Source organism: Streptomyces sp. NPDC047043 (genome assembly GCF_040644055.1).
In the GTDB taxonomy this organism is placed as follows: Bacteria; Actinomycetota; Actinomycetes; order Streptomycetales; family Streptomycetaceae; genus Streptomyces.
Genome location: NZ_JBEYVO010000007.1, coordinates 1 through 26,898, shown reverse-complemented (window position 1 = coordinate 26,898; position 26,898 = coordinate 1). Strand labels below are relative to the sequence as shown.

20 protein-coding genes are annotated in these 26,898 nt (G+C 71.4%); 13 read left to right on the top strand and 7 right to left on the bottom strand.

What is annotated here, in order from left to right:
• Positions 1-116 precede the first annotated feature (116 nt).
• Complete coding sequence (locus ABZ880_RS12500; RefSeq protein WP_361260611.1) at positions 117-407, top strand: hypothetical protein; 291 nt, start codon at positions 117-119, stop codon at positions 405-407.
• A 14-nt stretch (positions 408-421) separates the two neighbouring features.
• Positions 422-1,039, top strand: a complete 618-nt coding sequence (locus tag ABZ880_RS12495; RefSeq protein ID WP_361260609.1) for a hypothetical protein — start codon at positions 422-424, stop codon at positions 1,037-1,039.
• 66 nt (positions 1,040-1,105) lie between these two features.
• Here the strand turns inward: ABZ880_RS12495 and ABZ880_RS12490 are convergent, their stop codons facing one another.
• The 3 genes from ABZ880_RS12490 to ABZ880_RS12480 all read right to left on the bottom strand — a co-directional run bounded on the left by ABZ880_RS12490 (position 1,106) and on the right by ABZ880_RS12480 (position 11,371).
• Entirely contained in the window at positions 1,106-5,485 is a 4,380-nt protein-coding gene (locus ABZ880_RS12490; protein WP_361260607.1) for an FtsK/SpoIIIE domain-containing protein, read from the bottom strand.
• Between the two features lie 121 nt (positions 5,486-5,606).
• On the bottom strand, positions 5,607-5,903 hold the full coding sequence (locus ABZ880_RS12485) for a WXG100 family type VII secretion target (RefSeq protein WP_361260604.1): 297 nt from the start codon (positions 5,901-5,903) through the stop codon (positions 5,607-5,609).
• A 113-nt stretch (positions 5,904-6,016) separates the two neighbouring features.
• Positions 6,017-11,371: a putative T7SS-secreted protein gene (locus tag ABZ880_RS12480; protein ID WP_361260602.1), complete on the bottom strand. Its 5,355-nt coding sequence runs from the start codon at positions 11,369-11,371 to the stop codon at positions 6,017-6,019.
• Between the two features lie 159 nt (positions 11,372-11,530).
• Here ABZ880_RS12480 and ABZ880_RS12475 point away from each other — a divergent pair, with 159 nt between their 5' ends.
• The 6 genes from ABZ880_RS12475 to ABZ880_RS12450 all read left to right on the top strand — a co-directional run bounded on the left by ABZ880_RS12475 (position 11,531) and on the right by ABZ880_RS12450 (position 19,655).
• Complete coding sequence (locus ABZ880_RS12475; RefSeq protein WP_361260600.1) at positions 11,531-13,102, top strand: hypothetical protein; 1,572 nt, start codon at positions 11,531-11,533, stop codon at positions 13,100-13,102.
• 120 nt (positions 13,103-13,222) lie between these two features.
• Positions 13,223-14,107, top strand: a complete 885-nt coding sequence (locus tag ABZ880_RS12470) for an SCO0930 family lipoprotein (RefSeq protein WP_361260598.1) — start codon at positions 13,223-13,225, stop codon at positions 14,105-14,107.
• A 99-nt stretch (positions 14,108-14,206) separates the two neighbouring features.
• A complete protein-coding gene (gene boxC / locus ABZ880_RS12465; protein ID WP_361260597.1) occupies positions 14,207-15,835 on the top strand; it encodes a 2,3-epoxybenzoyl-CoA dihydrolase in 1,629 nt (542 codons plus the stop codon).
• Positions 15,836-15,839: 4 nt separating this feature from the next.
• On the top strand, positions 15,840-17,261 hold the full coding sequence (boxB, locus tag ABZ880_RS12460) for a benzoyl-CoA 2,3-epoxidase subunit BoxB (RefSeq protein WP_361260595.1): 1,422 nt from the start codon (positions 15,840-15,842) through the stop codon (positions 17,259-17,261).
• A gap of 10 nt (positions 17,262-17,271) precedes the next feature.
• On the top strand, positions 17,272-18,801 hold the full coding sequence (locus ABZ880_RS12455) for a benzoate-CoA ligase family protein (RefSeq protein ID WP_361260593.1): 1,530 nt from the start codon (positions 17,272-17,274) through the stop codon (positions 18,799-18,801).
• Positions 18,798-19,655 (top strand): amidohydrolase family protein, encoded by an 858-nt coding sequence (locus ABZ880_RS12450; protein WP_361260591.1) that lies wholly within the window; start codon positions 18,798-18,800, stop codon positions 19,653-19,655. Before ABZ880_RS12455 ends, ABZ880_RS12450 begins: the two co-directional genes overlap by 4 nt.
• Positions 19,656-19,683: 28 nt before the next feature.
• On the opposite strand, the gene ABZ880_RS12445 is transcribed toward ABZ880_RS12450, so the two are convergent.
• Positions 19,684-20,532 carry a PaaX family transcriptional regulator C-terminal domain-containing protein gene (locus ABZ880_RS12445; RefSeq protein ID WP_361260589.1) on the bottom strand — a complete coding sequence of 283 codons (849 nt, stop codon included), beginning with the start codon at positions 20,530-20,532 and terminating at the stop codon, positions 19,684-19,686.
• 147 nt (positions 20,533-20,679) lie between these two features.
• Positions 20,680-21,123 carry a DUF6299 family protein gene (locus ABZ880_RS12440; protein ID WP_361260587.1) on the bottom strand — a complete coding sequence of 148 codons (444 nt, stop codon included), beginning with the start codon at positions 21,121-21,123 and terminating at the stop codon, positions 20,680-20,682.
• Between the two features lie 342 nt (positions 21,124-21,465).
• Here ABZ880_RS12440 and ABZ880_RS12435 point away from each other — a divergent pair, with 342 nt between their 5' ends.
• Positions 21,466-21,660 carry a DUF5999 family protein gene (locus tag ABZ880_RS12435; protein WP_361260585.1) on the top strand — a complete coding sequence of 65 codons (195 nt, stop codon included), beginning with the start codon at positions 21,466-21,468 and terminating at the stop codon, positions 21,658-21,660.
• A gap of 19 nt (positions 21,661-21,679) precedes the next feature.
• Here the strand turns inward: ABZ880_RS12435 and ABZ880_RS12430 are convergent, their stop codons facing one another.
• Both ABZ880_RS12430 and ABZ880_RS12425 read right to left on the bottom strand, forming a co-directional pair.
• On the bottom strand, positions 21,680-22,078 hold the full coding sequence (locus ABZ880_RS12430; protein WP_361260583.1) for a RidA family protein: 399 nt from the start codon (positions 22,076-22,078) through the stop codon (positions 21,680-21,682).
• Entirely contained in the window at positions 22,075-23,235 is a 1,161-nt protein-coding gene (locus ABZ880_RS12425) for an acyl-CoA dehydrogenase family protein (protein ID WP_361260581.1), read from the bottom strand. The genes ABZ880_RS12430 and ABZ880_RS12425 overlap by 4 nt, the downstream gene beginning before the upstream one ends.
• A gap of 124 nt (positions 23,236-23,359) precedes the next feature.
• On the opposite strand from ABZ880_RS12425, the gene ABZ880_RS12420 reads away from it, so the two are divergent.
• The 4 genes from ABZ880_RS12420 to ABZ880_RS12405 form a co-directional block, all read left to right on the top strand.
• Complete coding sequence (locus tag ABZ880_RS12420; RefSeq protein WP_361260579.1) at positions 23,360-25,000, top strand: AMP-binding protein; 1,641 nt, start codon at positions 23,360-23,362, stop codon at positions 24,998-25,000.
• A gap of 15 nt (positions 25,001-25,015) precedes the next feature.
• Positions 25,016-25,828, top strand: coding sequence for a PaaX family transcriptional regulator C-terminal domain-containing protein (locus ABZ880_RS12415; RefSeq protein ID WP_361260578.1), 813 nt, complete (start codon positions 25,016-25,018; stop codon positions 25,826-25,828).
• A 116-nt stretch (positions 25,829-25,944) separates the two neighbouring features.
• Complete coding sequence (cysC, locus tag ABZ880_RS12410) at positions 25,945-26,496, top strand: adenylyl-sulfate kinase (RefSeq protein ID WP_361260576.1); 552 nt, start codon at positions 25,945-25,947, stop codon at positions 26,494-26,496.
• On the top strand, positions 26,493-26,898 hold a 406-nt coding region (locus ABZ880_RS12405; protein WP_361260573.1), incomplete at its 3' end, for a phosphoadenosine phosphosulfate reductase family protein. The genes cysC and ABZ880_RS12405, both read left to right, overlap by 4 nt.

The following is a 26,898-nucleotide window of genomic DNA, read 5'->3' as shown; positions in this document are numbered from 1 at the left end:
CCGCGTTTTCGTGCCTGCTCATTGAAATGCCCGGGCTTTGAACCGCCCCGCCCCGGGTCCCGTTCCTGGTGCGAGGCAGGACAGGCCCGCCGAACCACGCACCCAGGGAGGAGCCCATGGCCGAGATCAACATGCCCGGAGACGAGGTGGAGCGCCTCGGCACGCTGCTGCGCCAGGTGATGGACCTGATCGAGACCAAGTCGAGCGGCTTCGACGCCGACGCCGTGGGCCGGCCCCTGGTCGACGCGGGCAGCAACTTCGACAAGAAGTGGAACGACGGGCGCACCCAGCTCAAGCGGAACAGCAAGGACCTCAGGGACGCCTGCGAGGCCATCGTGAAGGCGTTCGCGGACGCCGACACCCAGCAGGCGTCGGCGCTCGACGGCAATGACGGAAGCAAGTCCTAAGGAGCACGGTCCCCATGACCAACGGTTCGCAGACCTTCGGGATCGCCATCCCGGACAACTGGACGGAGTACGACCTCAGCGGTGACACGCTGGCCGAGCGTCGGGCCGAACTGCTGCGGCAGACCCCGGACAAGCCGACGCGGGACGTCGTCAACCAGGCCTTCCGCAATGCTCGGCGGATCATGGACGGCGCACGCCGGCGCGGCGCCGTCTACGCCGCGGGCACCACGACCATGTACGAGGACGGCCTGCTGATGGCCGGTCTGCTGGTGTTCAGCATCACCCCGCCGCCCGGAGAGGACTTCTCCGCGCACGGTCTCGCCAAGCAGTTCTCCGCCACCGGGGACCGCCGGGGCGAGGGCACGACACGGACGTTCACGACGGAGACGCTCCCGGGTCCCGGGCAGGTCGGCCGACTCGTCGGCATCGAGGAGAGCGAGGTGGCCGCCGGCGTCTCGTACAAGCTGGTGGTGATGCACACGGTGGTGCCGGTGCCCGACAGCCGTCGGGTGCTGATCATCACCTGCTTCAGCCCGAACATCCCGCTGGCCGACCAGCTGTACGACCTCTTCGACGCCATCACGTCGACGTTCGCGTTCGGGGAGGAGGCGCCGGTCGGCGCCGCGCGCTAGGCACGGAACACGAGAAGGGCCCTGCCGTCCGACGGACGGCAGGGCCCTTTCGTATGGGCCGAGTGGTCAGTCCACCGTCGTCTCCGGCACCCGCACCGTCAGGAACCGGCCGTCGCCGAGCTGGAGATGGGCGCGGCCCGGTTCGCTGTCCTCGCCGAGGATGCCGCGCGGGACGCGGGCGCCGACGAGTTCGCCGTCGCTGGCCGAGCGGGGTGCGAGCAGGGCGCCGCAGCGGTTGCGGCGGACGATGGCCTGCCAGCCGGACAGACCGCCGAGCAGGACCTCGTTGTTGCCGGCCACGACCAGGCCCCAGCCGTCACCCGCGCTGCCGCGGGCGAGGGCGGCCAGGTCGTTGTCCAGCTCCGAGTTGATCATCAGCTCCGCGTCGTCGACCAGGATCGCGCCGGCCGGTGAGTCCACCCTGCCGAGCGCCGCGCGGAAGGCGGCCACCTCGACGTCGGAGTCCGTGAAGACCTCGACCACGCCAGGGTGTCCGGAGAGCCCCCGCAGCGGCGAGGTGCGGGGCGTGATCACCACGAGCTTCGTGCCCAGGTCGAGCAGCGAGCGCGCCATGGTGAGCAGCACAGTGCTGCGGCCCGAACGCGGCGGGCCGCCGATCACGAAGGACGGGACCTGGGACATGTCGGTGCCCTGCGCGGAGAGTTCGTCGCCGCCGACGCCGACCATCGCCCACAGCGGGGAGACGTTGCGGGGCCTGCGCTCCAGGGCCTCCTCGAAGCCGAGCCGGTCGGGCAGCACGTCGACCCTGAACGGCCGTCGCTCGTCCGCGACTTGGGCGTCCCGCTCCGTCGTCCGCTCGGCGAGTGCGACCAGGGCGCGGGCCTGGGCGGCGCCGCTCGGGTCGGTGCCGTCGACGAGGGCGATCTGGGCGTTGGTGGTGTCCTTGGGCTGGATGGCGCGGCCCGCGGGGAGGTCCTCCGGGACGGAGCGGGCGGTCAGGCCCACCATCGAGTAGTCGTTGCGGTCGTTGAGCCGCAGCACCAGCTTGTCCTCGGTGGTGGAGGAGAACCGGCTCTGGCTCAGCACCCGGTCACCGGCGAGCACCAGGTGCACGCCGACGCTCGCGCCCTCGCGCATCAGCAGCGTCATCGCGTCCATCACACTGCCCTGGTCGTACGCGGAGAAGTCCCGCTCGAACGCCTCGAACCGGTCGACCAACAGCAGTACGTGCGGCGGCCGTTGCTCCTCGGGCAGGATCCGGCGCAGCTCGGTGAGGTCCGCGACGCCCTGCCGGCCGAGCAGCGCGCGGCGCCGGCCGACCTCGCCGGTGAGCCGGGACAGCAGCCGCACGACCCGCTCGGTCTCGCCCCGGTCCACCACCGCGCCGCAGTGCGGCAGCCCGGTCAGGGCCTGCAGGGCGCCGTTGCCGCAGTCGAGGCCGTAGAGATGGACGTCGGCGGTGCCGTGCGCCCCGGCCAGGGCGGCGGCCACGGTGCGCAGCGTCTGGGAACGGCCGCTGCGGGGCGAGCCGATGATGTGCAGATGGCCCATCCGGTCCAGGTCGAAGGCGAGTTCGCGCTGCGCCTGCTCGGCGGGGACGTCGACCATGCCGTACGCGACGGGGGCGAGCTGTCCGGGTTCGGCGGCAGAACCGGAGGCCAGGTCGGCCAGCGCCAGCGTGTCCGGCAGCGGCGGCAGCCACGGGCGGCGCGCGGGCGGTACGGCGAGCTGCTCCGCCGCCCCACGCACCGCCTCCACCAGCACCGACAGGTCGGTGACCGGCTGCACGGCGAGCTCGGCGACGGCCGCGCGCGGCAGCGGGTCGCCCAGTTCCTCCCAGTGGAGTTCGGTGAGGACCGGGGCCGCGTGCTCCTCGTCGAGGGCCGTCGGGTCGAGGCGCCGGCCGCCGATCCGCCCGGTCTGGAAGGGCAGCAGTGCCGCGTGTCCGAGCCGGGCGTAGGCGCGGCCGGGGGTACGCGGCGAGAGCTGGCCGGAGTCGGGGGCGTCGATGATGTCGCGGCTCTCGCCCGTGTCGGTGGTGCGCAGGGCTATACGGAGGTTGGTGTTGGCGCGGATGTCGGCGGTGACCGCGCCGGAGGGGCGCTGCGTGGCCAGCATCAGGTGGATGCCGAGGGAACGTCCCCGCTGGGCTATGTTGACCAACCCCGAGACGAAGTCGGGCAGTTCGCGGATCATCGAGGCGAACTCGTCGATGACCAGCACCAGTCGGGGCAGCGGCGCGAGTTCGGGGCGCCGGGTGCGCTTGTCGGTGTAGTCGTCGATGTCCTTGGCGGCCGCCTCGGCCAGGATGTGCTCGCGGCGCTTGAGCTCGGCGCCGAGCGAGACCAACGCCCGTTCCACCAGGTGGGTGTCTAGGTCGGTGACCATGCCGACGGTGTGCGGCAGGTCCTCGCACTCGGCGAACGCGCTGCCGCCCTTGTAGTCGACGAGGACGAAGTTCAGCTCGTCGGGCCGGTTGGCGACGGCGAGGCTCGCCACCAGGGTCTGCAGCAGCTCGGACTTGCCGGAGCCGGTGGTGCCGGCGATCAGTCCGTGCGGTCCGTCCGCGGCGAGGTCGACGGAGAACGGCCCGTCGACTCCCTCGCCCAGAATCGCCCTGGTGCTACGGCCGTTGAGCACCCAGCCGGCGGCGACCCCGTCCGGCACCGGCGGCTCCAGACCGAGCACGTCGAGCAGTCGTACGGAACCGGGCAGCAGGTTCTCCTCGGCGTCGTCGCCGACGTCCCGCAGCGGGGCGAGGGCGCGGGCGACGCCGACGGACCAGGCACGGCCCGGCGCATCCATCAGCACTCCGACCACCGGATCGGCCCCGGTCTGCTCCACGCGCAGCCGCCCGTCGGACGCGGCCACCGCCACGGCCTGGCACTCCTCGGGCAGCAGCCGTGCCTCGTCGTCCACGCACACCGCGTACACGCCGACCGACGGTCCCTCCCGCAGGATCTGGATGACGCCGGGCAGCGCGCGCAGTCTGCGGGCTCCGTCGAGGACGACCAGGACGTCGGGCTCGCCGGCCGCTCCCCCGCGCGGTCCGCGGTTCCCGGCGGACTGCCGGGCGGCGATCAGCGCGCAGATCTCGGCGATACGGCGGCCCACCGACTCGGTGGTCGCGCCGACCAGGCTGCGGGTGTCCTCGCCGAGCGGGGCGGTGTGCGGCAACCAGTGCACCCAGGACCAGCGGTCCTCGCCCCTGCTGCCCGCGAGCACGCAGATCCGCAGGTCGGAGGGGCTGTGCAGGGTCGCGGCCTGGGCGGCGAGCCAGCGTACGAGCGGCTCGGCGGCCTCACCGCCCGCGACGCCCAGCACACCAGCGTCGCGCAGCGGAACGGTGACGGGCACGGCCCGGGTGATACGGGTGATCCGGCGGCGGTGCTCCGCCTCGGCCGGGTCGTCGAGTTCGACATAGGCCGGCCGGTCGGCGACACCGAGGCGCAGCAGCAGGAAGTCGTCGTCGCGCCAGCGCCGCTCCCACAGCCGCAGCCGCGGACCGGCGGCGATGAGCAGGGTGCTCGCCGGGTCGGGGCTCGCGGCCCGCCGGGCCCGCTGCTCGGCGAGCACCGCCGCGTCCACCTCCCCCTCCAGCTCGGCCTTCTTCTTCTCGTACTCGGCGACCTGCTCCTGGTGGTTCTCCTTGCCGCGCTTCTTGTTGGAGAGCTGGCTGACCAGGGCGATGACCGGGGAGAGCAGACCGAAGATGAGGAAGCGGAGGTTGCCGAGCAGCAGCACGGAGACCCCGGCCATCACCAACGGGGCGAAGATCAGGGGCAGTTGGAGCTTGTTGCGGGCCGGCTTGCCGGGCGGCACCGGCAGCTTGAACCGGTTCTGCACGGGCGGCGGCAGCAGCCGCGGCGGACGGTTGTAGTCGAGGCCGACGCCGTCCTCGGAGGGGACGAGGGCGGCGTCGGGGAACGAGGGGGCGGCCAGCTCCAGCAGGGCCGGGCCCACTTCGAGGACACCGCCGGACGGCCACTCCGTCCAGTCGGGTACGGCGGTGTCGTCCAGCAGCACCTGCTCCCCCGGCGCGGAGCGCACGGTCGCGGTGCCGTCGGCCAGGACCTTCAGATGGGCGGCCGTCTTGGCGAGGCCGTCCGCGGTCAGTCGGATCCGGCAGGCGTCGGCGGCGCCGATCTCGTAGTCGCCCGGCGGCAGCCGGAACACGGCCCCGGCGTCGGCACCGCCGACCGCCCGCACCTCGGCGACCCCGTCCGGCTCCCGGCCGGGCACGGCCACCGGCACGTCCAGCGACAGCAGGCTGCCGGCCCTGAGGCCGGTGGCGCCCACGGGTTGGTCGTGCGGCAGCGGGGTGCCGCTGTGGAAGAGGACCGGCTGCGCGTCGGGGTCACCGCCGCGCAGCCGCCGGCGGAGCTCCTCGGCGAGCTCGCCGACCGGAACCGATGGATCGGCCTCGATCACGATGTCCGCGGTCTGGCCCTGCTGCGGGTCGACGGCGGTGACGGTCAGACGCATGGTCGGTGCTCCTCGGTGCACGCGGAGGTATGCGGGGGGGGTGCGGAGGTACGCGGTGGACGGCGACGGCCGGCCGGGCCGGACCGCGGTGGCCCGGCCCGGCCGGCGAGGGTGAACGGGCCTACTTGGAGAGGCTGTTGCCCATGTCGGAGTCGAGCTGGTTGAAGCCCTTGCCCACGCCGTCGACGTACTTGGAGATGCCCGTCAGGCCTTCGACGACCGAGCGGTAGCCCTTGGAGAAGTCCTCGACGAAGGGCTTGAACTTGGTCTTGGCGGCGGGGGTGTTGTAACCGTCCTCGGTCAGCGCGTCCAGGTCCCGCTTGATCTTCTCCAGCTGGGCCACGGCCGTGTCGTACTCGTTCATCGTGCTGGAGGCGGTCGCGGAGGTCTTCTCGTCGTTGACGATGTAGTCGGCCATTGGAATTCTCCCGTTTCTGTATCGGTAATTCGCCGCTGTGCGGGCTTCTTCGGTGGCTTTTCTCTGGGCTTCTTGGTCCGGCGCCATACACACGTGGGGCGCGCGGAAGTGGTTCAGAGAGTCACGGGCTTTTCGTCGTTCGAATGCGCGAAGTCGACGTCGGCGTTGTTGTTCAGGCCGCCGAGCACCTTTGTGGGCAGGCTGGAGACGGCCGTCTCGGGGCCCTTGGTCTTGAAGATGTAGGAGTTCTCCAGCTTCGTGCCGGCGAGCGAGTTGCCCACGCCGTTGCCGAGCCGGATGCCCGCGTTCTCCAGGGTGGTCATCGGGTCGGCTCCGTTGGCGCCGATCTGGTAGGCGGCGCTGATGCCCGAGTTGAAGACGCCCTTGAGGACGCCGGTGACGGCCTCGTAGCCGTAGTCGCGCAGCTCGGTCACCGCGGTGGGGCCGCTGGTGTACGAGTAGTACTCGTGGACCGGCGAGTGCTGCTCGTTGACGGAGCCCGCCGCGTCCACGTCGGTGACGGTGTTGCCGGTGCCGTCCTTGACCTTGGCGGCGCCGCTGTTGCCCACGTCGACGCCGAAGTTGGTCTGGTTGCCGCCCTGGTCGGTCTTGGTTACGGTGCCGTCGACTCCGTTGCCGCTGACGTTGAGGGTGGTGTTCTCGCCGCCGGCGTTGCTGTTGAACGTGGCCTTGCCGTCCGGGTGTTGGGTGATGGTCACGCCGTTGCCGGGGTCGGTCGTGGTCGCCGTACCGTTGTTGAAGGTGCTGGTCGGGCCGCCGTCCGGGGTGGTGACGGTGGTCCCGCCGGGCCCTTCGCTGATCGTGGTGCCGTTGCCGAGCGGCGCGTGCGAGGGTCCGACCGGGCCGAACTGGCCGTCGGGGAGCGTCGGATGGACCACTCCGGGACCGGACAGGCTGCCGTCCTTGCCGACGGTGACGGTGGCGCCGCCACCGCCGGGCGCGGACACCTCGAAGGTGCCCTTTCCGGTCGACTTCACGTCGAATCCGCCGCCGTGCACGGTGGACTTGCCGCCGCCGACCGGGACGTCCACGCTCGGGCCGCCGTTGTTGCCGCCGACCTTGAAGGTCTCGGGGCCCGGGGCATCCTGGGGGTTGACGGGGTTGTGCGGGCCGTCGACCACACCGGACTTCTGGCCGGCGGTGCCCGCGTTCTCCTGGCCGCCGGGGGTCTTGGTGACGGTGACGTTCCCGGTGTCGACGGTGGTCTTGCCGCCGAAGAAGCCCTCGTGGTGCACGGTCGGGCCGTTGCCCGGCGTGGTCACGGTGATGCCGCTCGCGCCGTCGCCGTGGATCGTGCTGATCGGGGTCTGCCCGGGTCCGTTGCCGATCGGGTTGCCCGCGGTGTCGATGGGCTGGTTGGTGGTCGGGTCCACATGGGTTCCGGAGGGGCCGAGTTCGTGGACGCCGCCGGGGCCGAAGGTGCCCTGCGCCGGTCCGTAAGTGGTGGTGAACTCGCCCTCGTGGCCCACATTGGGGTTGTGGGTGACCGTGCTGCCGGGCTCGTGGATCGGGTCGGCGCCGTGAGTGGTGATGGTGGGACCGTTCGGGCCGTTGCTCAACGTGTTCTGACCACCCGTCATCTCGGGGTGTCCGAACAGGCCCCAGCCCTCCTGCTGCGGGGTGGTGACGTTGACCTGTGTGTTGGTACCGCTGATGTCGGCGCCGCTCGGCGAGTTGTGGACGGTGGCCCGGCCGTTGCCGTCGACGCTGTGCCCGATGCCGGACTTGTCGTGGACCGTGCTGGTCGTCGGGCCGTTCGGGCCGTCGGTGATGGTGGTGGTGAAGCCGCCCTCGTTGTGGGTACTGGTCTGCCCGTTCGAGGTGATGGTGTTGCCGTGCGTGTTGATGACCGTCGTGTCGGCCCCGTCGCCCGGCACGTTGGCGATGGAGCCGTCCGGTCCCTGGGAGGTGAGCGAGCCGTCGGGGCCCACGGTGGCGGTGGTGGGTCGTGCGCCGCCGTCCGGCTGGTGGGTGAAGACGACGTCTCCGTTGCCGTTCACCGTGGTGGACACGCCCTGGCTGTCGATGCCGTTCGGGCCGAGCGTCGCCTGGGCGCCGCCGTCCCCGGTGTTGGCGATGGTGGCGACGGGGGTGGTGCCGTCGGTGCCCGGGTGGACGGTGATCGGGCCGTCGGTGACGGTGCCGTTGTTGTCGACGGCGAAGGTTCCGCCGTTGTCCGTGGCGACCGTGCCGTTCGGGCCGTGGTTGACGGTGGTGTTGGGGCCGGCCGGGGCGTTCGTGGTGACGGAGCCGTCGTTGTGGACGGTGCCGTTGGCGACATTGCTGCCGCCCACGTCGGTCTGGGCGCCGTTGTTCGTCAGGGTGGAGGTGCTGCCGTCGGTGGTGACCTGGGTCGGAGTGCCGCCCTTCGACGGGGTGACGGTGACCGCGGGCGGCTGGCCGGTGCCGTGGTTGCCGACGGTGGTCGGGGCATTGGCTCCGGTGCTCACGGTGGTGCCGCCGTGCGAGACCGTGGAGACGCCGTCGGTGCCGTGACTGACCTGGATCGGGTTGGCGCCGGTGGTGCCCCCGTTGATGCCGTTCGGGCCGTGACTGACCTGGAACGGCCCGTGGTTGACAGTCGTGGTGCCGTTCGTCACGGAGGCCGTTGTGCCGTTGTTGCCGGTGACCGTGACGGTGTGGTGCCCTGCGCCGTCGACACTGATGGTGGTGTTGCCGAGGGTGACCGGGTTGCCGGGGGTGGGCTGCGGGGCGCCCTGGACGCCGGTGTTGCCGGGGCCCGGGGTGACGGTGATCTGCCCGTCCGGGCTGACGTGGAACTCCTGGCCGTTGTGCGCGAGGGCCGCGGAGCCGTCCTTGTGCAGCGTGGTCGAGCCGGACGTGATGACCCCGTCCGGCGACTGGTGGATACCGCCCACGTCGAAGCGACCGTTGGGGTTGACGGTGAACCCCTGACCGTCTGGTCCCTTGAACGTGACGTGGTTCGGTGAGAAGTCCACCGAGTGGGTGCCGTCCGTGACCGAACCGCCGCCCTTGTGGTCCGTGTTGAGCCCGCCGACGGACACGTCGCCGTTCGGGGTCACCGTCACCGGCTGGTGTCCGCCGTTCGGGGTCACGTCGAGCGTGCCGTTGTTCCCGTGGAACTGCACGGTGTCCGGGTTCGGGCCGCCGGTGTTCACGGTGAACCCGTTGTCGCCGAGGGTCGTGGTGTGCCCGCCCGGCGTGTTGATGGTCGCGCCGCCGTTGCCGGGAAGGGTCGTGGTGGTGCCGCCGTCGGTGACGGTGACCGGGTTGTTGGTGTGCGTGGGTGGCACCGTGACGCCCTGCCCGCCCGGGCCGCCGTTGTCGACGTGGATGGTGCCGCCGTTGTCGATCGAGGCCTGGGTGCCGCCGGGCAGTGTCACACCGTGGTCGAGGTGGCCCGCGTCCGCGTTGATCGTCGTGTTGTTGCCGAGGTCGACGCCGATGTTGCCGTTGCCCGGGTTGTGGGTGACGACCGGTGCGGCTCCGTCGCCGGGGTGCGCGGTGTTGAACACCGAGTGGACGCCGTTCTGGTTGTCGACGGAGAGGCCGGGACCGTGCACCCCGGAGAATCCCGGGCCGTTGGTCGCGCCCACACCGCCGGGCGTGGAGATCTCGTGGCCGTTCACATGGAACTGCGGCCTCAGACCGGCGCCGTCCACGGCGGGCGTGCTGATGGTGGTGACACCACCCTGGTGGTTGACGTTGCCGAAGGAACCGGACGTCTTGAAGTCCCCGTTCGGCGTCAACTCGGTGCTGATCGTTGGCTTGTCGGCGCCGATCCCGAAGTGCTCGTTGATGCCCGGGCCGAACTCGCCGCCGACCGTGTTGATGCCGTTCTCGAGCTTGCCGGGGCCGCTCAGCGGCGTCTCGATCTTGGTCGTCGTACCGTTCGAGGAGATCTTGTCCCCGGCCGGTGACTTGATGGTGTTCGCGCCGTCCTTGGTCTCCGAGGTGAAGCCGTCCGGGGTGGTGGTCTTGGCGGCGGGCGGATTGTCGTTGGCGAACGGCAGATCGGTGCCGGCCACCGGGTCCGCCTTGGGCCCGCCCGGGTCGATCTTCCCCTCGGTCTTGGTCCCGTCCGGCGTGGTCACCTTGGTCTTGAGCACACCGTCGGCCGGGTCCGAGCTGGTCGAGCTGTTGATGCCGTGGAAGCCCGTCTTCTGCGGCTGCCCCTTGCCGTCCACGTGCAGGATGCCGCTCGGCTTGAACTTGCCGTCGACGATGCCGAGGCTCCCCTTGGAGAACGCCTTGTCGATGTTGCTCTTGAACTTGCCCTTGGTGGTGAAGGCGTCCTTGATGCTGTTGGCGAACTTCGTACCGCCGAACGCCGAGAGCACACCGCCCGACGCGGCACCGATCAGCGAGCCGATCGCGGCGGGCCCGAGGTCGAACTTCTTGCCGTCGGCCGCCGCCGTGATACCGGCCGCCGCGAAACCGAGCGTGAACTCGGTGCCCACGTCCAGCGCGACCTTGCCGGCCAGGGCGAGCCCCGGGTTCGCGCTGAGCTCCACCAGGCCCTTGCCCAGCGGGTTGATGACCTTGCGGACCAGCGTCGAGCCCTTGACGATCTTCGTCAGGGCGGCCGAGATGGTCCCGGCGCCCTTGCCCAACTTGGCCAGCGCCGGGGCGAGTTTGGCCAGTTTGGCCACCGAGGCACCGACCTTGCCCAGCGCGCCGAGCAGCACTCCGCCGGGCACCAGCGTCAGGATGCCGATGACCAGATCGCCTACGTCGATCTTGCCCTGTGAGACCATCCGGATCACCGACAGGGCGAGCAGGGCCGCGCCCAGCAGCACGCCCACGATCGGCAGGAACACCGCGACGATGCCGACGATGATGCCCGCGATGATCTCGATGATGGGGTTGTCCGCGAGGAAGTCGCCGACCTTCTTGAAGAAGCCCCGCTCCGGGATCGCCTCCTTCGCCGCGTCGTCCAGGATCACCGACGCCCGGCGTGAGCCGTCCTCCCGCAGCCGCTCGGCGTCCCGGCCGAGCGCCTCGGCGGCCGACAGCCGGTTCTTGGCGTCGTCCACCTGGTTCTGCCGGCTGTTGTGCGCGTCGACCTGGTCCGGGGTGGCGTCGGCGGCCAGTGCCGGTACGTCGGTCTTCGCGGTGTCCGCGACCTCCTGGCCCTCGTCGATCGCCCGGTCCAGCATCTCCTGGGCGTTCGTCAGGGTGTCGGCGTACGTGGTGTAGGCCTCGGCGGCGTCCCGGAAGGAGTCCCGGGTCTTCACCAGCATCCCCGGCAGGTCCTTGTTGATCCGCTCCCGGAGGGCGTCCATCGCCTTGCCCTCGCCCTGCCGGATCGCCCCGCCGTCGCTGAGCAGGTCGACGGCCTCGCCCGCCCCGTCACCGAGTTCCTGGTAGGTCTTCGCCAGCGTCCGGATCGCCTCCGGATCGCCGGGGGTGGGGTCGCTCGTGAACCCCAGGACCTCCCAGCCCGTGGTGTGCCGTCGTGCCATCTCAACGCCTCCCCGCTTCTCGTTCGTTGGGCGCCCTGTGCACGCGTGCCGCCGCGGAACGGTTCAGAGCGTTTGAACCAGCCGCCCGCTCCGCCCGTGTGACGGCCGACGCGCTCCCAGCCGACGCGTCGACGGCCCTGACGGAGGAGGACGAGAAAGATGCGAGACGCACCAGCGACGGGCGCACGGACGGCCACGGCCCGGGTACGGCGCACGGATGTGCAGCGCAGGACGGCACAGGTCATGGCGGTGTGCGGGCTCGCGCTCGTCACCTGGATGGCGCTGCCCGCGCCCGCCCACGCGGCGGTCCCGCAGCGGCCGGGGCAGGTGCTGCTGGCCGAGGAAGTGACGAAGTTCTACGTCGTCAAGGAGCCGAAGGACAACGGCGGCAAGCCCGACACGCTCTTCGACATCGCGCAGCGCACCCTCGGCGACGGCAACCGGTTCGAGGAGATCCTGGTGCTGAACAGCGGCCGGGTGCTGCCGGACGGCTCGGTGTTCGTCAGCCCCGACCAGCTGGAGCCCGGCTTCCCGCTGATCCTGCCCGAGGACGCCTCCGGCTCCGGCGTCCAGGTGGGCGTGCTCCCCCAGTCCAAGTCCACGTCCTCCGGGCAGAGTTCGCCCGCGGTCTCACCCGGTGCGTCCGCTACGACGCCTGCGACCGCCGCCAAGTCGAGCGGACCGTTCGCCGCGGTCGGCGACCGCGTCCCGCTGCCCGCGCTGGTCGGCGGCATCGCCGGCGTCACCGCGCTGACCGTGGTGATCGTCGCCCGCCGCCCGCTCGGCCGGGCCGCCCGGGCCACCGGTTCCGGGGCCGCCCGGGCGGGCCGCGTCCTGCGCCCCCGGCTGCCGCGCGGTCTGGCGCTGGCCCTGCGCCGCCGTCGCCGGGGCGCCCTGGCCAGGCGGCTCGCGGCGGACACCCGTACGCCGGTGGTGGTCCGCCAGGCGCTGCGCGAGATCGTCCCCGAGCACGACACGGAGAACTCGGAGACAACCCGCCCGGTCCGCGTCTACAGCGTGCTGGCCGAACCGACCAAGCTACTCGCCTCGGTCTCGGGCGCGGGCCAGGCCCCGGCGCCATGGACCGCGGTCGCCCCAACTCGCTGGGAGCGCAAGGGACTTCCCTCGGTCATCGAGGGCGTCCCCTCGGCCGACCTCGGTCTCGCCCTGCCGCACCTCGCCCGGGTCGGCGTGGGCGAGCGCGACGCACAGGTCATGGTCGACCTCGGCCAGATCAACGGCGCGCTGAGCGTCACCGGTGATCTCACGGTCGCCCAGGACACCGTGGCCGCGCTCGTCCGCGGTCTGCTCGAACTCCCCAGGCAGCGCACCGTGGTTGTCTCGGTCGACCCGACCGCGAACGCCCTGCCCGGGCTCAACGGCCTGGTCCGGCTGCGCTCCGTGTCCGACGTGAAGGGCCGGGCCCCGGAGGAAGTCCTCAACTCCGCCGAGGAGTTGGGCGTCGGCCTGGTGCGCGGCGCGGCCCGGACGGGCGAGGTCACCGGATTCGTCGTACTCCTGGATCCGCCGACCGCCGACGAGGCCCGGACACTGGCGGACCTCGCAGCACCCGACGGAGGCGGCTGGATCGTCCTCACCGTCGGCGACGTCCCCGGAGCGCACTGGCGGTGGTATGCCGAGTCCGACGGCACCGTCGACCTGGGCGTGCTGGGCCTGCAGGTGATCGTGCCCACCCAGACCCTCGCGGGTGCGGGCACCGGGCGCGTCTGACCTGCCGCAACGGCCGAAACACCCCTGACTCCGCCCCGGCAGCCGGTCGACCTCCTCCCCGGCGGCCGGGGCGGTCCCTCACCCGGACCAACCCTTTTCGAGCAGAGACGAGGTACAGCCATGCGCGCAATCACCTGCATCCCGGTCGCGCTGACGGTCGCGGCGGTCATGTCCACGGCCGCGTGCGGGAGTGCACAGACACCCGCCGCTCCGGCGAACGCCGCGGTCGCGACACCGGCGGCCTCGGCCGCGACCACCGTCCAGGACGCCGGCGCCCAGCCGACGGAGGCAGGCAGGCTCAGCGTCTGGCAGAGCGCCGAGCTGGGCCCGGTCGTGACCGACGGTGCCGGATTCACCCTGTACCGGTTCGACGACGACACGGCCTCACCGCCCGCCTCCACCTGTACGGGCGACTGCGCCGCCGTCTGGCCACCGGTCCCCGCGGCCGGCGCCTCGGCGGGCCAGGGCATCGACCCCGCGCTGCTCGGCTCGGTCACCCGCCCCGACGGCACCAGGCAGCTCACCGTGGCCGGCCGGCCGATGTACCGCTACACCCGGGACACCGAGCCCCGCCAGGCGAACGGGCACAGGGTCGGCGGAACCTGGTTCGCCACCGCGCCCGACGGAAAGCGGGCCGACCGCACCGAGAAGCTGCCCGCGCTGTCGACCGTGTCCGACCCGAAGCTCGGCGAGATCGTCCGGGACGGCCGGGGTCGCACCCTCTACCGCTTCACCAAGGACTCCGCCTGGCCCATGAAGTCCAACTGCCTCGGCGACTGTCTGAAGCTCTGGAAGCCCGCCACGCCCGTGGACGTCAAGAACATCAAGGGCGTCGAACCCAAGCTGATCAGCACCTACACCCGCCCGGACGGCACCAAGCAGCTCTCCCTGAACTGCTGGCCGCTCTACTGGTACACCGGCGACCGGAACCCCGGCGACACCCTCGGCCAGGGCGTCGGCGGCACCTGGTTCGCGGTGCGGGCCAACGGCGGACTGGTCAAGTGACACCCGGCGCTTTTTATTCTACAGAACCTTGACGTTCTGACGCCACACTGTAGAGGATTCTCGTAACGGTACTCGCACCGGCACGAGGAGGCGCTCGGCATGGTGGTGGTGTCCTTCGACCGGAGTCCGGACACGTACCGGCACTGGAAGCTGCGTACCGACGGCCCGGTCGCCTGGCTGGAGCTGGACGTCGACGAGCAGGGCGGGCTGGTTCCCGGGTACGAGCTGAAGCTGAACTCCTACGACCTGGGCGTCGACATCGAGCTGTACGACGCTCTGCAGCGGCTGCGCTTCGAGCACCCGGAAGTGCGGTCCGTGGTGGTGACCAGCGCCAAGGAGAAGGTCTTCTGCGCCGGGGCGAACATCCGGATGCTCGCGGCCTCCGCGCACGAGTGGAAGGTCAACTTCTGCAAGTTCACCAACGAGACCCGCAACAGCATGGAGGACGCCTCCGAGCACTCGGGCCTCACCTTCATCGCGGCCGTCAACGGATCCTGCGCGGGCGGCGGCTACGAGCTCGCGCTCGCCTGCGACCGCATCCTGCTGATCGACGACAACTCCTCGTCGGTCGCGCTGCCCGAGGTGCCGCTGCTGGGCGTGCTGCCCGGCACCGGCGGCCTGACCCGGCTGACGGACAAGCGCCGGGTGCGCAAGGACCTGGCAGACGTCTTCGCCACCCGCCCCGACGGCGTACGGGGCAAGACGGCCGTGGACTGGCGGCTGGTGGACGAGGTGGTGCCGCGGCGGGACTTCCGTGCGGTCGTCGAGCAGCGGGCGAGGGAGGCGGCGGCGCTCGATCCACGTCCGGCGGACGTCCAAGGCATCCGACTCGCCCCGCTGGAGCGGGAGATCAACGAGCGGGGGCTCTCCTACCGGTATGTGCGCGCCGAGTTCGACCGTCCTGGCGGGCTGGTCCGCATCACCGTACGAGGACCCGAGGACGACGGCGGGGACGGCTGGCTGCTCGCCCTCACCCGCGAACTCGACGACCTGATCCTGCTCCTGAGGACGAACGAACCCGAGCTCGGGACCTGGGTGCTGCGCACCGAGGGCGACCCCGCGCTCGTACTCGCCCATGAACAGCGGCTGTTGAGCACGAAGGACGACTGGCTGGCGAACGAGATCCTGCACTACTACAAGCGCACCCTGAAACGTCTCGACGTCACCAGTCGCAGCCTGGTCGCACTGATCGAACCGGGCAGCTGCTTCGCCGGACTGCTCCTGGAGCTGGCCCTGGCCTGCGATCTTCAGTACATGCTGGACGGACCCCCGATCGAGGACCCGGACAGCGAGGAGCGTGCCCGAGTCAGCCTGACCGAGGCGAACTTCGGCGTCTTTCCCATGGGCAACGGCCTCTCCCGTCTCCAGTCCCGCTTCTTCCGGCAGGACGACCACCTCGACTGGCTGCACCGGGAGGCCGGACGGCCCCTGAGCGCCGCCCAGGCCCGCGAACTCGGCCTCGTCACCGACGCGCCCGACGACATCGACTGGGAGGACGAGATCCGTCTCGTCCTGGAGAACCGGGCCGCGCTGAGCCCGGACGCACTGACCGGGATGGAGGCCAACCACCGGTTCGTCGGCCCGGAGACCATGGAGACCAAGATCTTCGGCCGCCTCAGCGCCTGGCAGAACTGGATCTTCGTACGGCCCAACGCATCAGGTCCGGAAGGCGCGTTGAGCCGCTACGGCACCGGGCAGCGGGCCGTCTACGACCGGAAGCGAGTGTGAACCGATGCCCACGGCCATCGACTACGACGCCAAGATCCCCAACAACGTCGGCCTCGCCGACGACCGCCGGCTGCAGCGCGCGCTGGAGGGCTGGCAGCCCAAGTTCCTCGGCTGGTGGGGCGAGATGGGCCCCTCGCTGGAGAACCACGGCGTGTATCTGCGCACCGCCGTGTCCGTCGGACGGGACGGCTGGGCCCATTTCGACCACGTCAACGTGCCCGACTACCGCTGGGGCATCTTCCTCGCCGAGCCCACCCCCGACCGGCGTGTCGCCTTCGGTGAGCACAAGGGCGAGCCGGTCTGGCAGCAGGTCCCCGGCGAGTACCGTGCCGACCTGCAGCGCCTGATCGTGATCCAGGGCGACACCGAACCGGCCTCCGTCGAGCAGCAGCGGCTGCTGGGGCTGAGCGCGCCGAGCCTCTACGACCTGCGCAACCTCTTCCAGGTCAACGTCGAGGAGGGGCGGCACCTCTGGGCGATGGTGTACCTGCTGCACGCCTACTTCGGCCGGGAGGGCCGCGAGGAGGCCGAGGCGCTGCTGTACCGCAACTCCGGCAGCCCCGACTCGCCGCGCATCCTGGGCGCGTTCAACGAGGAGACCGCCGACTGGCTGGCCTTCTACATGTTCACGTACTTCACCGACCGGGACGGCAAGTACCAGCTCGGCTCGCTGAAGGAGAGCGCCTTCGACCCGCTGTCGCGGACCTGCACCTTCATGCTGAAGGAGGAGGCGCACCACATGATGGTCGGTACGACGGGTGTCGACCGCGTGGTGACGCGCAGTGCCCAACTGATCAGGGACCACGACACGTTGGACATCGCCGCGTGCGGCGGCATCCCGCTCGACATCATCCAGAAGTACATCAACTTCCACTACACGGTCTCCCTGGACCTCTTCGGCAGCGAGACCTCCACCAACGCGGCCAACTACTACACGGCCGGCCTCAAGGGCCGCTGGCAGGAGGAACGCCGCGGCGACGACCACCAACTCACCGAGGACGGCGTCCTGTTGGACAAGCCGGCCGACGACGGCACTTGGGCCGTCGACGAGGTGCCCGCGCTGCTCGCCCTCAACCTGGACCTGCGCGACGAGTACATCGCCGACTGCCGGACCGGCGTCAAGCGCTGGAACCGCATCCTCGACGAGCACGGCATCGACTTCCGCCTCGAGCTCCCCCACCCCGGCTTCAACCGCCAGGTCGGCCTCGCCTCCGGCCACCACGTCACCCCCGACGGCACGATCGTCGACGAGGAGACCTGGCGGGTCTGCCACCACCACTGGCTGCCGACCGCCGAAGACCTGGCGTTCGTACGGTCGTTGATGCAGCCGGTGTACGAGCGCGGGAAGATCGCGAGCTGGGTGGCGCCGCCGGTCAGCGGCATCAACGGCAAACCGTTCGACTACGAGTACGTCCGACTGGTGTGAGGCGGTCCGGATGCCCGAGGTGTTCAACGCTGCGGACTGGCTGGTCGACCGGCATGTGAGAGACGGGAACGGCGGCCGCACGGCCGTCGTCACCCCCGCCCGGACCCTCACCTACCAAGAGCTGTCCGGCGAGGTCCGCCGGGTGGCCGCCGGGCTGCGCGCCCTCGGCGTGCGGCCCCAGGAGCGCGTCCTGTTCTGCATGGCGGACGACGTCGAGCTGTTCACCGGCATCCTCGCCGCCTTCCGCATCGGCGCGGTGGCCGTACCGGCGTCGACCATGCTCACGGGCGGCGAACTGGGCAGGCTGGTGGCGGACTGCCGTACCCGAGTGGTGCTGGGATCCGAGGAGTTCGCGCCCGTGGTGCGGGCGGCCGTGCAGGAGGCTGCGGAGGTCGAGCACCTGCTGCTGGGCGACGACTGGCAGCGCCTGCTCGACGCGGGCCCCGACGAGGAGCCGTATCCCACCTGGCCGGACTCCCCCGCCCTCTGGCTGTACACCTCCGGCACCACGGGCACGCCCAAGGCGGCGATGCACCGGCACACCGACATCAGGTTCGTGGCGGAGACGTACGGGCGGCAGGTGCTCGGCATCGGCCCGGACGACCGCTGTCTTTCGGTCGCCAAGCTCTTCTTCGCGTACGGCCTCGGCAACTCGATGTTCTTCCCGCTGGCCGTCGGCGGGACGGCCCTCCTCGAGCCCGCCCGGCCCTCCCCCGCCCTGTTCGCCAAGCGCGCCGCCGCCGACCGGGCCACCGTGCTGTTCGGGGTGCCCGGGTTCCTCGGTGCGCTGCTCGCGAGCCTCGACATACCCGACGACGCCTTCGCGACCGTACGGGTGGGCGTCTCGGCCGGTGAGGCGCTTCCGGCGCGGATCTACCGGGGGATGCTCGAGCGGTTCGGCGTGGAGGTGCTCGACGGCATCGGGTCGACCGAGCTGCTGCACATCTTCATGTCCAACCGGCAGGGGCGCGTGCATCCGGGCTCCTCCGGCGAGCCTGTTCCGGGGTACGACGTGGAGCTGCGGGACGCCGAGGGCCGCGTGGTGGAGGACGAAGGCACACCCGGCGAGCTCTACGTCCGCGGGGAGTCGGCCGCCACCGGCTACTGGTGCCGGGCCGAGACCAGCCGGCAGGTCTTCCTCGGCGACTGGGTGCGCACCGGCGACACCTACGTCCGCAACGCCGACGGCACCCACACCTGCATGGGCCGCACCAACGACCTGCTCAAGGCGGGCGGCATCTGGGTCTCGCCCGCCGAGGTCGAGGAACGGCTGCTGGCGCATCCGGACGTCGCCGAGGTCGCCGTGGTCGGCGCACGGGACGCGGACGGCCTGGACAAGCCGGTCGCCTGCGTGGTGCCGAGACCCGGGCACAAGGTCGACCCGGAGGCCCTGGTCGCCTGGTGCCGCGAGGGCCTGGCCGCCTTCAAACGGCCGCGCGCGGTCATCGGGCTGCCCGAACTGCCCCGCACGCCCACCGGCAAGATCCGCCGCAATGTGCTGCGCGGCATGGTCCGCGACGACTCCGAGGGGGAGCCGTGATCGGCGGCGAGACCGTGGTGGACGCGCACGTCCACGTACCGAGGCTGTCCACGCTCAAGCCGTCCTGGTTCGAGTGGGCGCAGGCCTTCGGCCGGGGACATCCCTGGCGCGATGCCTACGACGGACACGGCGACCCCGTGCCGGAGCGGCTGGACGCCCTGCTGGAGTCGGAGGGCGTGGACCGCGCCCTGCTGTTCTGCGAGTACAGCCCGCGCGCCACGGGCATCCAGCCGATCGAGGACCTGCTCCCGATCGTGGCGTACAACCCGGTCCGCTTCCGGCTCGTGGCGAACGTCAACCCGCACCTGCACCACCCGGTGGCAACGGAGGCCGAACGCCAGCTGGACCTGGGGGCCGTGGCCGTCAAACTCCACCCGGTGCACGGCGGATTCGACCCGGCCGACAAGGAGTTGTACCCGCTGTACGCCCTGTGCGCCGAGCGCGGGGTCCCGGTCGTCGTGCACTCCGGTACGTCCAGCTTCCCCGGCGCCCGCGCGCGGTACGGCGATCCGCAGCTGATGCTCGACGCCGTGGAGGACTTCCCGGACGTGCAGTTCGTCTTCGCGCACGGCGGGCGGGGCTGGTGGTACGACACCGCGGCCTTCCTCGCCCTCGCCAGACCGAACGTCTGGCTGGACCTCGCCGGGCTGCCACCGCGCAAACTCCCCGAGTACTACGCCCGGTTCGACCTGCCGAGGCTGGCCGGCCGCTGGATCTTCGGAACGGACTGGCCGGGCGTGCCCGGGACGTCCAACAACGTTGCTGCGCTACGGGAGTTGGGCCTGCCCGAGGAGACCTTGCGGGGCGTGCTGTCGGGCAACGCGGCCAAGGTGTTTCCCGGACTGGGAGTGTGAGCGGGCAGGGCAAGAGGGGGGTGGGGCGTCAGTCGGCCGCCAGCTCGTCCCATCGCCGCTGCGCCGCCATCGTCCACTCGGCGTGCCTGCCGTGGAAGAGCTCGGTGGCCCTGGCCCCGCTCCAGCCCGCCGGCAGCAGCTTCGGCGGCAGCCGCGGGTCGAGGAACGGGAAGCGGCGCCACTCGTGCACCAGCAGGGTCAAGGCGTGCAGCACCGGGTCGCCGTCCGCCGGGTGCAGGCCGGTGAACTCGTCGATGAAGGCCTCGTAGCGGTCCTCCACCTCGCTCAGGTCCCAGGCGCGGGCCACCATGGCTGCCTCGCTGCCGACGGCGCCGTAGGTCGCGGTGAAGGACATCGCGTCGTCGGCCAGCCCGAGTTCCTTCAGGACGCCGAGCGCCTCGGTCTCGCGGTCGGCCCGCGGTGTGATCCACACGCCGGGCTCCGGGGAGCCGAAGCCGGCCCAGCTGAGCCGTGTGCGCACCCGGTGCCGCAGGTCCCGCTTGGCCTCCGGCACGGAGACGAGGACCACCAGCCAGTTGCCGTCCCAGACGCGCTGCCCGCTGCCGAAGTCGTAGATGCGCTGTGCGCCCTCGGTCAGCAGCCGCCGCCCGGGCGGGGTGAGGGCCCAGCGCGTCCGGCGGCCCACCCGCTCCGAGGCGAGCCAGCCCTCCGCGGCGGTCCGGGCGAGCGACTGGCGGGCCGACTTCTCCTCGACGCCGAACAGCGCGAGCGCCTCGACCAGGGCCGACGTCCACACCGGGCGGCCGCGGGGCAGGACGTACTCGCCGAGGACGGTCATCAGCAGCGACCGCGCACTGGCGTCACCGACCTCCCGGCGCCGGCTGACCACCGGCCGTGCGGCCGCGTCCTTCGCCATGCCCCGTCACCCCCTCGCCGCCTAACTTACGTACACAATATCTTGTCGCAGCGCGAACTATCAGTAGAGTGTCGCCCCCCTCGGCGACCGGGACCGGGCGGCCGGGACCACGTGTCCAGCACGGCGTCCCGGCCTCCCGACCGCCCGTCAGGCCTTGGTCAGGGTGACGTCGTACACGTCGTAGGCGTGGAAGGCGGGCAGCGGGATCAGGCCCACGCCGCGGAGTTCCGTGACCGAGGCCTCGACGGTGGCCTCGCCCGGCTTGAGGCGCGGGAACGGCTTGGCCGTGTTCTCCCAGCGGTGCTCCGCGCCGTCGCACACGGCGAGGGTGCCGCCGACGCCCTGGTGGAGGTTCGGGTTGTCCTTCATGCTCAGCGAGGAGCTGACGAAGGCCAGGCCCTCGCTGCCGGTGCAGCGGTAGGTGCCGGTCAGGGTGACGGTGCCGTCGTCGGTGACGCGGCCCGTCGGGTCGACGGTCACGGTCTGCTCCAGGGCGCGGGGGTGCGTGGCCGCGGCCGCCGGGACGGCGGGAGCGGCCACCAGGAACAGCGCGGCACCGGCCGCGAGGGCCAGCGCGGGGCGTCTGGACATCGGAAACCTCCTCGAGGGTGGGGCTTCCAGGGGTACCCGCCGCACCCGCCGGCGGCCGTCATCGTCACCCCATCGGTGGCGAGTCCGCACCGACGGTCGTGCTGCATTGTCCCGGGGCCGTGACATCAGCGGCTTCGCCGCGGGCCCCCGGACCCCCGGCAGAAAAGCAGGCCGGCCGGCGTGACCGGCGCGGACATCGCGAGGCAAACTTTCGTGGAACCGTCCGGGTGTTGTCCGCGTGTTGTCACGCTTCACGGCAGGGCGTTCCGATGAGTTCGCGTCGGGAGCATGGTCTATCTATCGGGACCGGACGGACGGTCCCGACCGACGTGGAGGTGCGACATGTGTTCCCACCAGTCTTCGTGCCCTTCCCTGGACGGCAGCGCCGTGCACGTCGTCGCCGCCCACCCCGAGCAGGGCTGGAGCCTGCTGTGCGACGGGGCGATCGTCTTCGACGACACCGGCGAGCTGACGCCCGACGGCCGCGCCGTCGCGCCGCACCGGATGCCGGCCGAGCGCCTCGCCATCGCAGCCTGACCGGCTCTGCGCGGTGGTGCTACGGCAGCACCGCGAAACCGTCGAGTTCCACCATCGCCTGTGTGTCCCACAGGCGTACGACCTCGACGACCGCCATCGCCGGATAGTCCCGCCCGGCCGACTCCCGCCAGATACGGCCGAGTTCGGGGGCATGGACTCGATAGGCGGCGATGTCCGTCGCGTAGACGGTGACCCGGGCCAGGTCCCCGGGAGCACCCCCGGCGGCCCGCAGCGCCGAGAGCAGATTGCCGAGGGCCCTCTCGAACTGCTCGGGGAGGGTGTCGCCGACCACCTTGCCGTCGGCGTCGAGAGCGGTCTGACCGGCCAGGAAGACGACGCGGGTACCGGTGGCCACGACCGCGTGGGAGAAGCCGGTGGCCGGGGAGAGCTCGGGCGGGTTGACGCGCTCGGTACTCACTCGGCGGCCCCCAGGGTCTCGGAAGTCTCCGCGTCACTCTCCATGTCGGCGTACAACTCCTTTGCGATGATGCCCCGTTGGACCTCGCTCGCACCCTCGTAGATGCGCGGGGCGCGCACCTCGCGATACAGATGCTCCAGCAGGTGGCCGCGCTGCAGCGCCCGTGCGCCGTGCAGTTGGACGGCCTTGTCGACGACGTACTGCGCGGTCTCGGTGGCCAGCAGTTTCGCCATCGCCGCGCGCTTCGGGACGTCCGGGGCACCTTCGTCGTACGCCGTCGCCGCCGCGTACACCATGAGGCGGGCCGCGTCGGTACGCAGGGCCAGCTCTGCGACCTGGTGGGCGACGGCCTGCAGATCCTTCAACTTGCCGCCGAACGCGTCGCGTCGGGCGGTGTGCGCGAGGGTCGCGTCCAGCGCTGCCTGCGCCATCCCGACCGCGAAGGCGCCGACGCTCGGGCGGAACAGGTTGAGGGTGCCCATCGCGACCCGGAACCCGCGGTCGACCTCGCCGAGCACGTCGTCGGCCGTGACCGGCACGGCGTCGAAGCCGAGGGTGCCGATGGGGTGCGGCGAGAGCATGTCGAGGGCCCTGCCGCTCAGGCCCGGGCGGTCGGCTGGCACGAGGAAGGCGGTCACGCCCCGGGCACCGGCGCCCGGGGTGGTGCGCGCGAAGACGGTGTAGAAGTCGGCCTCGGGGGCGTTGGAGATCCAGCACTTCTCACCCGTGAGCCGCCAGCGGGAGGGGCCGTCGGCGTGTGCCGTCAGGGAGAGCGCCGCCGCGTCCGACCCCGCCCCGGGCTCGCTCAGCGCGAAGGCGGCGACCGTCGTCCCGTCCGTCACGCCGGGCAGCCGGCGCTCCCGCTGGGCCGGGGTGCCGTACGCGTACACGGGGTGGGCGCCCAGGCCCTGCAGGGCGAGGGCCGTTTCCGCCTCCGTGCACGCGTAGGCCAGCGACTCCCGCATCAGACACAGGTCGAGGGCGCCCGAGGTGAACAGCCGCTCCAGCAGGCCGAGTTGCCCCAGCTCGGCGACGAGCGGGCGGTTGACGTGCCCCGGCTCGCCCTTCTCCGCGAGCGGGCGCAGCCGATCCGCCGCCAGGGTGCGCAACTGGGCACACCAGGCGATCTGTGACGGTTCGAGCGAGAATGCGGGCATTGCCGGTCGCCTCTCTGCCGTGTCTCTCCCGACGATATCGCGCACCGTTGACTGTCGTCACCAACACGATACGCTCGAATCGCGAGCCCACCACGACGCCCACACGGCAAGGGGGCGCACCGCCATGAACGTCTCGGCCCACGTCGACACCTTCGCGCGCGACCACCTCCCGCCGCCCGAAGAACGGCCCGAACTCCGGTTCGACCTGCCGGAGCTCCAGTACCCCGATCGGCTGAACTGCGCCGCCGAGCTCCTCGCCGGCGCCGACCCGGCCCGCCCGGTGTTCCGCACCCCCGCGGGCCCCTCCTGGACGTACGGCGAGCTCCGCGCCCGCGTCGACCGTCTCGCGCACGTCCTCACCCGCGACCTCGGCGTGGTCCCCGGCAACCGCGTCCTGCTGCGCGGCCCGACCACACCCTGGCTCGCGGCCTGCTGGCTGGCGGTGCTGAAGGCGGGCGGGGTCGCGGTCACCGTGCTGGCCCAGCAGCGCCCGCACGAGCTGGCAGTGATATGTGACATGGCACAGGTCCGGCACGCCCTGTGCGACGTGCGGTCCATCGACGACCTCGTCAAAGCCGAGATACCGGGCCTGCGGATCAGCACATACGGCGGCGACGCCCCCGACGACCTCCTGCACCGCCCGGCGCCCGACACCCCGTATCCGGCCGTCGCGACCGCGGCCGACGACGTCGCGCTGATCGCGTTCACCTCGGGCACGACCGGTCGACCGAAAGGGTGCATGCACTTCCACCGGGATGTGCTCGCGATAGCCGACACCTTCTCGAAGCATGTGCTGCAACCAGATGTGGACGATGTCTTCGCGGGCAGTCCACCCCTCGGTTTCACCTTCGGCCTCGGCGGCCTTGTGGTCTTCCCGATGCGGGCCGGTGCCAGTGCGCTCCTGCTCGAACAGGCCCATCCCGAGCAGCTGTTGGCGGCCGTGGCCGAGCACCGGGTCTCGGTGCTGTTCACCGCGCCGACCGCCTACCGCGTGATGCTCGAGGAGATCGACGCGTACGACGTCTCGTCCCTGCGCCGCTGTGTCTCCGCCGGCGAGAACCTGCCCGCCGCCACCTGGCAGGCCTGGCACGAGCGCACCGGTCTGCGCATCATCAACGGCATCGGCGCCACCGAGTTGCTGCACATCTTCATCTCCGCCGCCGACGAGCGCATCAGGCCCGGGGCGACGGGGGTGCCCGTACCGGGGTGGCACGCGCGCGTGCAGGACGAGCACGGGCAGCCCGTGCCCGACGGCGAGCCCGGCCTGCTCGCCGTGCAGGGACCCGTCGGCTGCCGCTACCTCACCGACCCGCGGCAGCGCGTCTATGTGCGCGACGGGTGGAACGTCACCGGCGACACCTACGTCCGCGAGCCCGACGGCTACTTCCGCTACGTCGCCCGCGCCGACGACATGATCATCTCGGCCGGGTACAACATCGCGGGACCGGAGGTCGAGGACGCGTTGCTGCGCCACCCGGACGTGGTCGAGGCGGCCGTGGTGGGGCGGCCCGACGAGGCCCGCGGTCAGGTCGTCGTGGCCTTCGCCGTGCTCAAGGAGGGCGCCGAGCGGGACGCCGAATCCCTGCGCGCCTTCGTCAAGTCCGAGCTGGCGCCGTACAAATGCCCCCGGGAGATCGTCTTCCTGGACGCACTGCCGCGCACCGCGACCGGCAAGCTGCAGCGCTTCCGACTGCGCACCGAACGCAGCGCCGAAGCCACCGTCGAACGTGGCAGCGAAGGTGATACCGATGGTGACCAGCACTGATGCCGAAGACCTAAGATGATCAACGTGTCCGACCAGCATGCACCACGGTCTCTCATCGTCACGCTCTACGGCGCCTACGACCGCTTCGCACCGGGCCCCGTGCCCGTCGCCGAGCTGATCCGGCTGCTGGCCGCGGTCGGCGTGGACGCGCCCTCCGTGCGGTCCTCGGTGTCCCGTCTCAAACGCCGCGGGCTGCTGCTCCCCGCCCGTACGGCACAGGGCGCGGCTGGGTACGAACTCTCGCCGGACGCCCGGCAGTTGCTCGACGACGGCGACCGGCGGATCTACGCCACCACGCCACCCGAGGACGAGGGCTGGGTGCTCGCCGTGTTCTCCGTGCCGGAGTCGGAGCGACAGAAGCGGCACGTGCTGCGCTCGCGCCTGGCCGGACTCGGCTTCGGCACGGCGACCCCGGGGGTGTGGATCGCCCCGGCCCGGCTGTACGAGGAGACCCGGCACACCCTGCGGCGGCTGCACCTCGACCCGTACGTCGACCTGTTCCGCGGCGAGCACCTCGGCTTCGCGGCGACCGAGGAGGCGGTCGCCCGCTGGTGGGACCTGGCCGCGATCGCCAAGGAGCACGAGGAGTTCCTCGACCGCCACGGGCCCGTGCTGCACGAGTGGGAGCAGCGCAGCGACACCCCGCCGGAGGAGGCCTACCGCGACTACCTGCTCGCCCTGGACTCCTGGCGCCACCTCCCCTACACCGACCCCGGCCTGCCCGCCCGCCTGCTGCCCGAGGACTGGCCCGGGGTCCGCTCGGCGGCGGTCTTCCACGGGCTGCACGCGCGGCTCAGGGACACGGGCGCCGAGTTCGTCGGCGTGTGACCTCAGGCACAACACAGGTCACTAACGGAACCCTCAGGTTGTTCTTTCCCTCTTCTCAAGCTTCTTACCTAGCGTTCAACGGGCCGACCGCCGGGTAGAGAAGAGGACTGTTTCGCATGACCACCACGGCCAAGGTTCAGGGAGCCACCGTCTGGCTCACGGGACTGCCGAGCGCGGGCAAGACGACCATCGCCCGACTGCTGGGCGACCGGCTCAAGGCCGAGGGGCACCGTGTGGAGGTTCTCGACGGCGACGAGATACGCCGCTTCCTCTCCGCCGGTCTGGGCTTCTCCAGAGCGGACCGCAACACGAACGTGCAGCGCATCGGCCTCGTCTCCGAGGTCCTCGCGCGCAACGGCGTCCTGTCCGTCGTGCCCGTCATCGCGCCGTACGCCGACAGCCGCGAGGCCGTGCGCAAGCGGCACGAGGCCAGCTCGACGCCGTACATCGAGGTGCATGTGGCCACTCCGGTCGAGGTGTGCAGCGAGCGGGACGTGAAGGGGCTCTACGCTCGGCAGGCCGCGGGACAGTTGACGGGGCTGACCGGCGTCGACGATCCGTACGAGCCGCCGGTCGACCCCTCGCTCGTACTGCCGACGCAGCACCAGACGCCCCAGGAGTCGGCGGACGCGGTGTACGCGGTGCTGGCGGAGCGGGGGCTGGTGTGAGCACGCATGGCTTCGCGCTCTCGCATCTGGACGCTCTGGAGTCCGAGGCGGTGCACATCTTCCGCGAGGTGGCGGGCGAGTTCGAGCGGCCGGTGATCCTCTTCTCCGGCGGCAAGGACTCCATCGTCATGCTGCACCTGGCGTTGAAGGCCTTCGCCCCGGCGGCGGTTCCCTTCTCGCTGCTGCACGTCGACACCGGGCACAACTTCCCCGAGGTCATCGAGTACCGCGACCGCACCGTGGCGCAGCACGGTCTGCGGCTCCATGTGGCCTCCGTGCAGGACTACATCGACCGGGGTGTGCTGCGGGAGCGTCCGGACGGGACGCGCAACCCGCTGCAGACGCTGCCGCTGACGGAGAAGATCCAGGCGGAGAAGTTCGACGCGGTCTTCGGCGGCGGGC

Bases quoted from the DNA above. Each gene is read 5' to 3' on its own strand.
- ABZ880_RS12500 (WP_361260611.1), top strand. From the start codon at position 117: ATGGCCGAGATCAACATGCCCGGAGACGAGGTGGAGCGCCTCGGCACG.
- ABZ880_RS12495 (WP_361260609.1), top strand. From the start codon at position 422: ATGACCAACGGTTCGCAGACCTTCGGGATCGCCATCCCGGACAACTGG.
- ABZ880_RS12490 (WP_361260607.1), bottom strand. From the start codon at position 5,485: ATGCGTCTGACCGTCACCGCCGTCGACCCGCAGCAGGGCCAGACCGCG.
- ABZ880_RS12485 (WP_361260604.1), bottom strand. From the start codon at position 5,903: ATGGCCGACTACATCGTCAACGACGAGAAGACCTCCGCGACCGCCTCC.
- ABZ880_RS12480 (WP_361260602.1), bottom strand. From the start codon at position 11,371: ATGGCACGACGGCACACCACGGGCTGGGAGGTCCTGGGGTTCACGAGC.
- ABZ880_RS12475 (WP_361260600.1), top strand. From the start codon at position 11,531: ATGCGAGACGCACCAGCGACGGGCGCACGGACGGCCACGGCCCGGGTA.
- ABZ880_RS12470 (WP_361260598.1), top strand. From the start codon at position 13,223: ATGCGCGCAATCACCTGCATCCCGGTCGCGCTGACGGTCGCGGCGGTC.
- boxC (WP_361260597.1), top strand. From the start codon at position 14,207: ATGGTGGTGGTGTCCTTCGACCGGAGTCCGGACACGTACCGGCACTGG.
- boxB (WP_361260595.1), top strand. From the start codon at position 15,840: ATGCCCACGGCCATCGACTACGACGCCAAGATCCCCAACAACGTCGGC.
- ABZ880_RS12455 (WP_361260593.1), top strand. From the start codon at position 17,272: ATGCCCGAGGTGTTCAACGCTGCGGACTGGCTGGTCGACCGGCATGTG.
- ABZ880_RS12445 (WP_361260589.1), bottom strand. From the start codon at position 20,532: ATGGCGAAGGACGCGGCCGCACGGCCGGTGGTCAGCCGGCGCCGGGAG.
- ABZ880_RS12440 (WP_361260587.1), bottom strand. From the start codon at position 21,123: ATGTCCAGACGCCCCGCGCTGGCCCTCGCGGCCGGTGCCGCGCTGTTC.
- ABZ880_RS12435 (WP_361260585.1), top strand. From the start codon at position 21,466: ATGTGTTCCCACCAGTCTTCGTGCCCTTCCCTGGACGGCAGCGCCGTG.
- ABZ880_RS12425 (WP_361260581.1), bottom strand. From the start codon at position 23,235: ATGCCCGCATTCTCGCTCGAACCGTCACAGATCGCCTGGTGTGCCCAG.
- ABZ880_RS12420 (WP_361260579.1), top strand. From the start codon at position 23,360: ATGAACGTCTCGGCCCACGTCGACACCTTCGCGCGCGACCACCTCCCG.
- ABZ880_RS12415 (WP_361260578.1), top strand. From the start codon at position 25,016: ATGATCAACGTGTCCGACCAGCATGCACCACGGTCTCTCATCGTCACG.
- cysC (WP_361260576.1), top strand. From the start codon at position 25,945: ATGACCACCACGGCCAAGGTTCAGGGAGCCACCGTCTGGCTCACGGGA.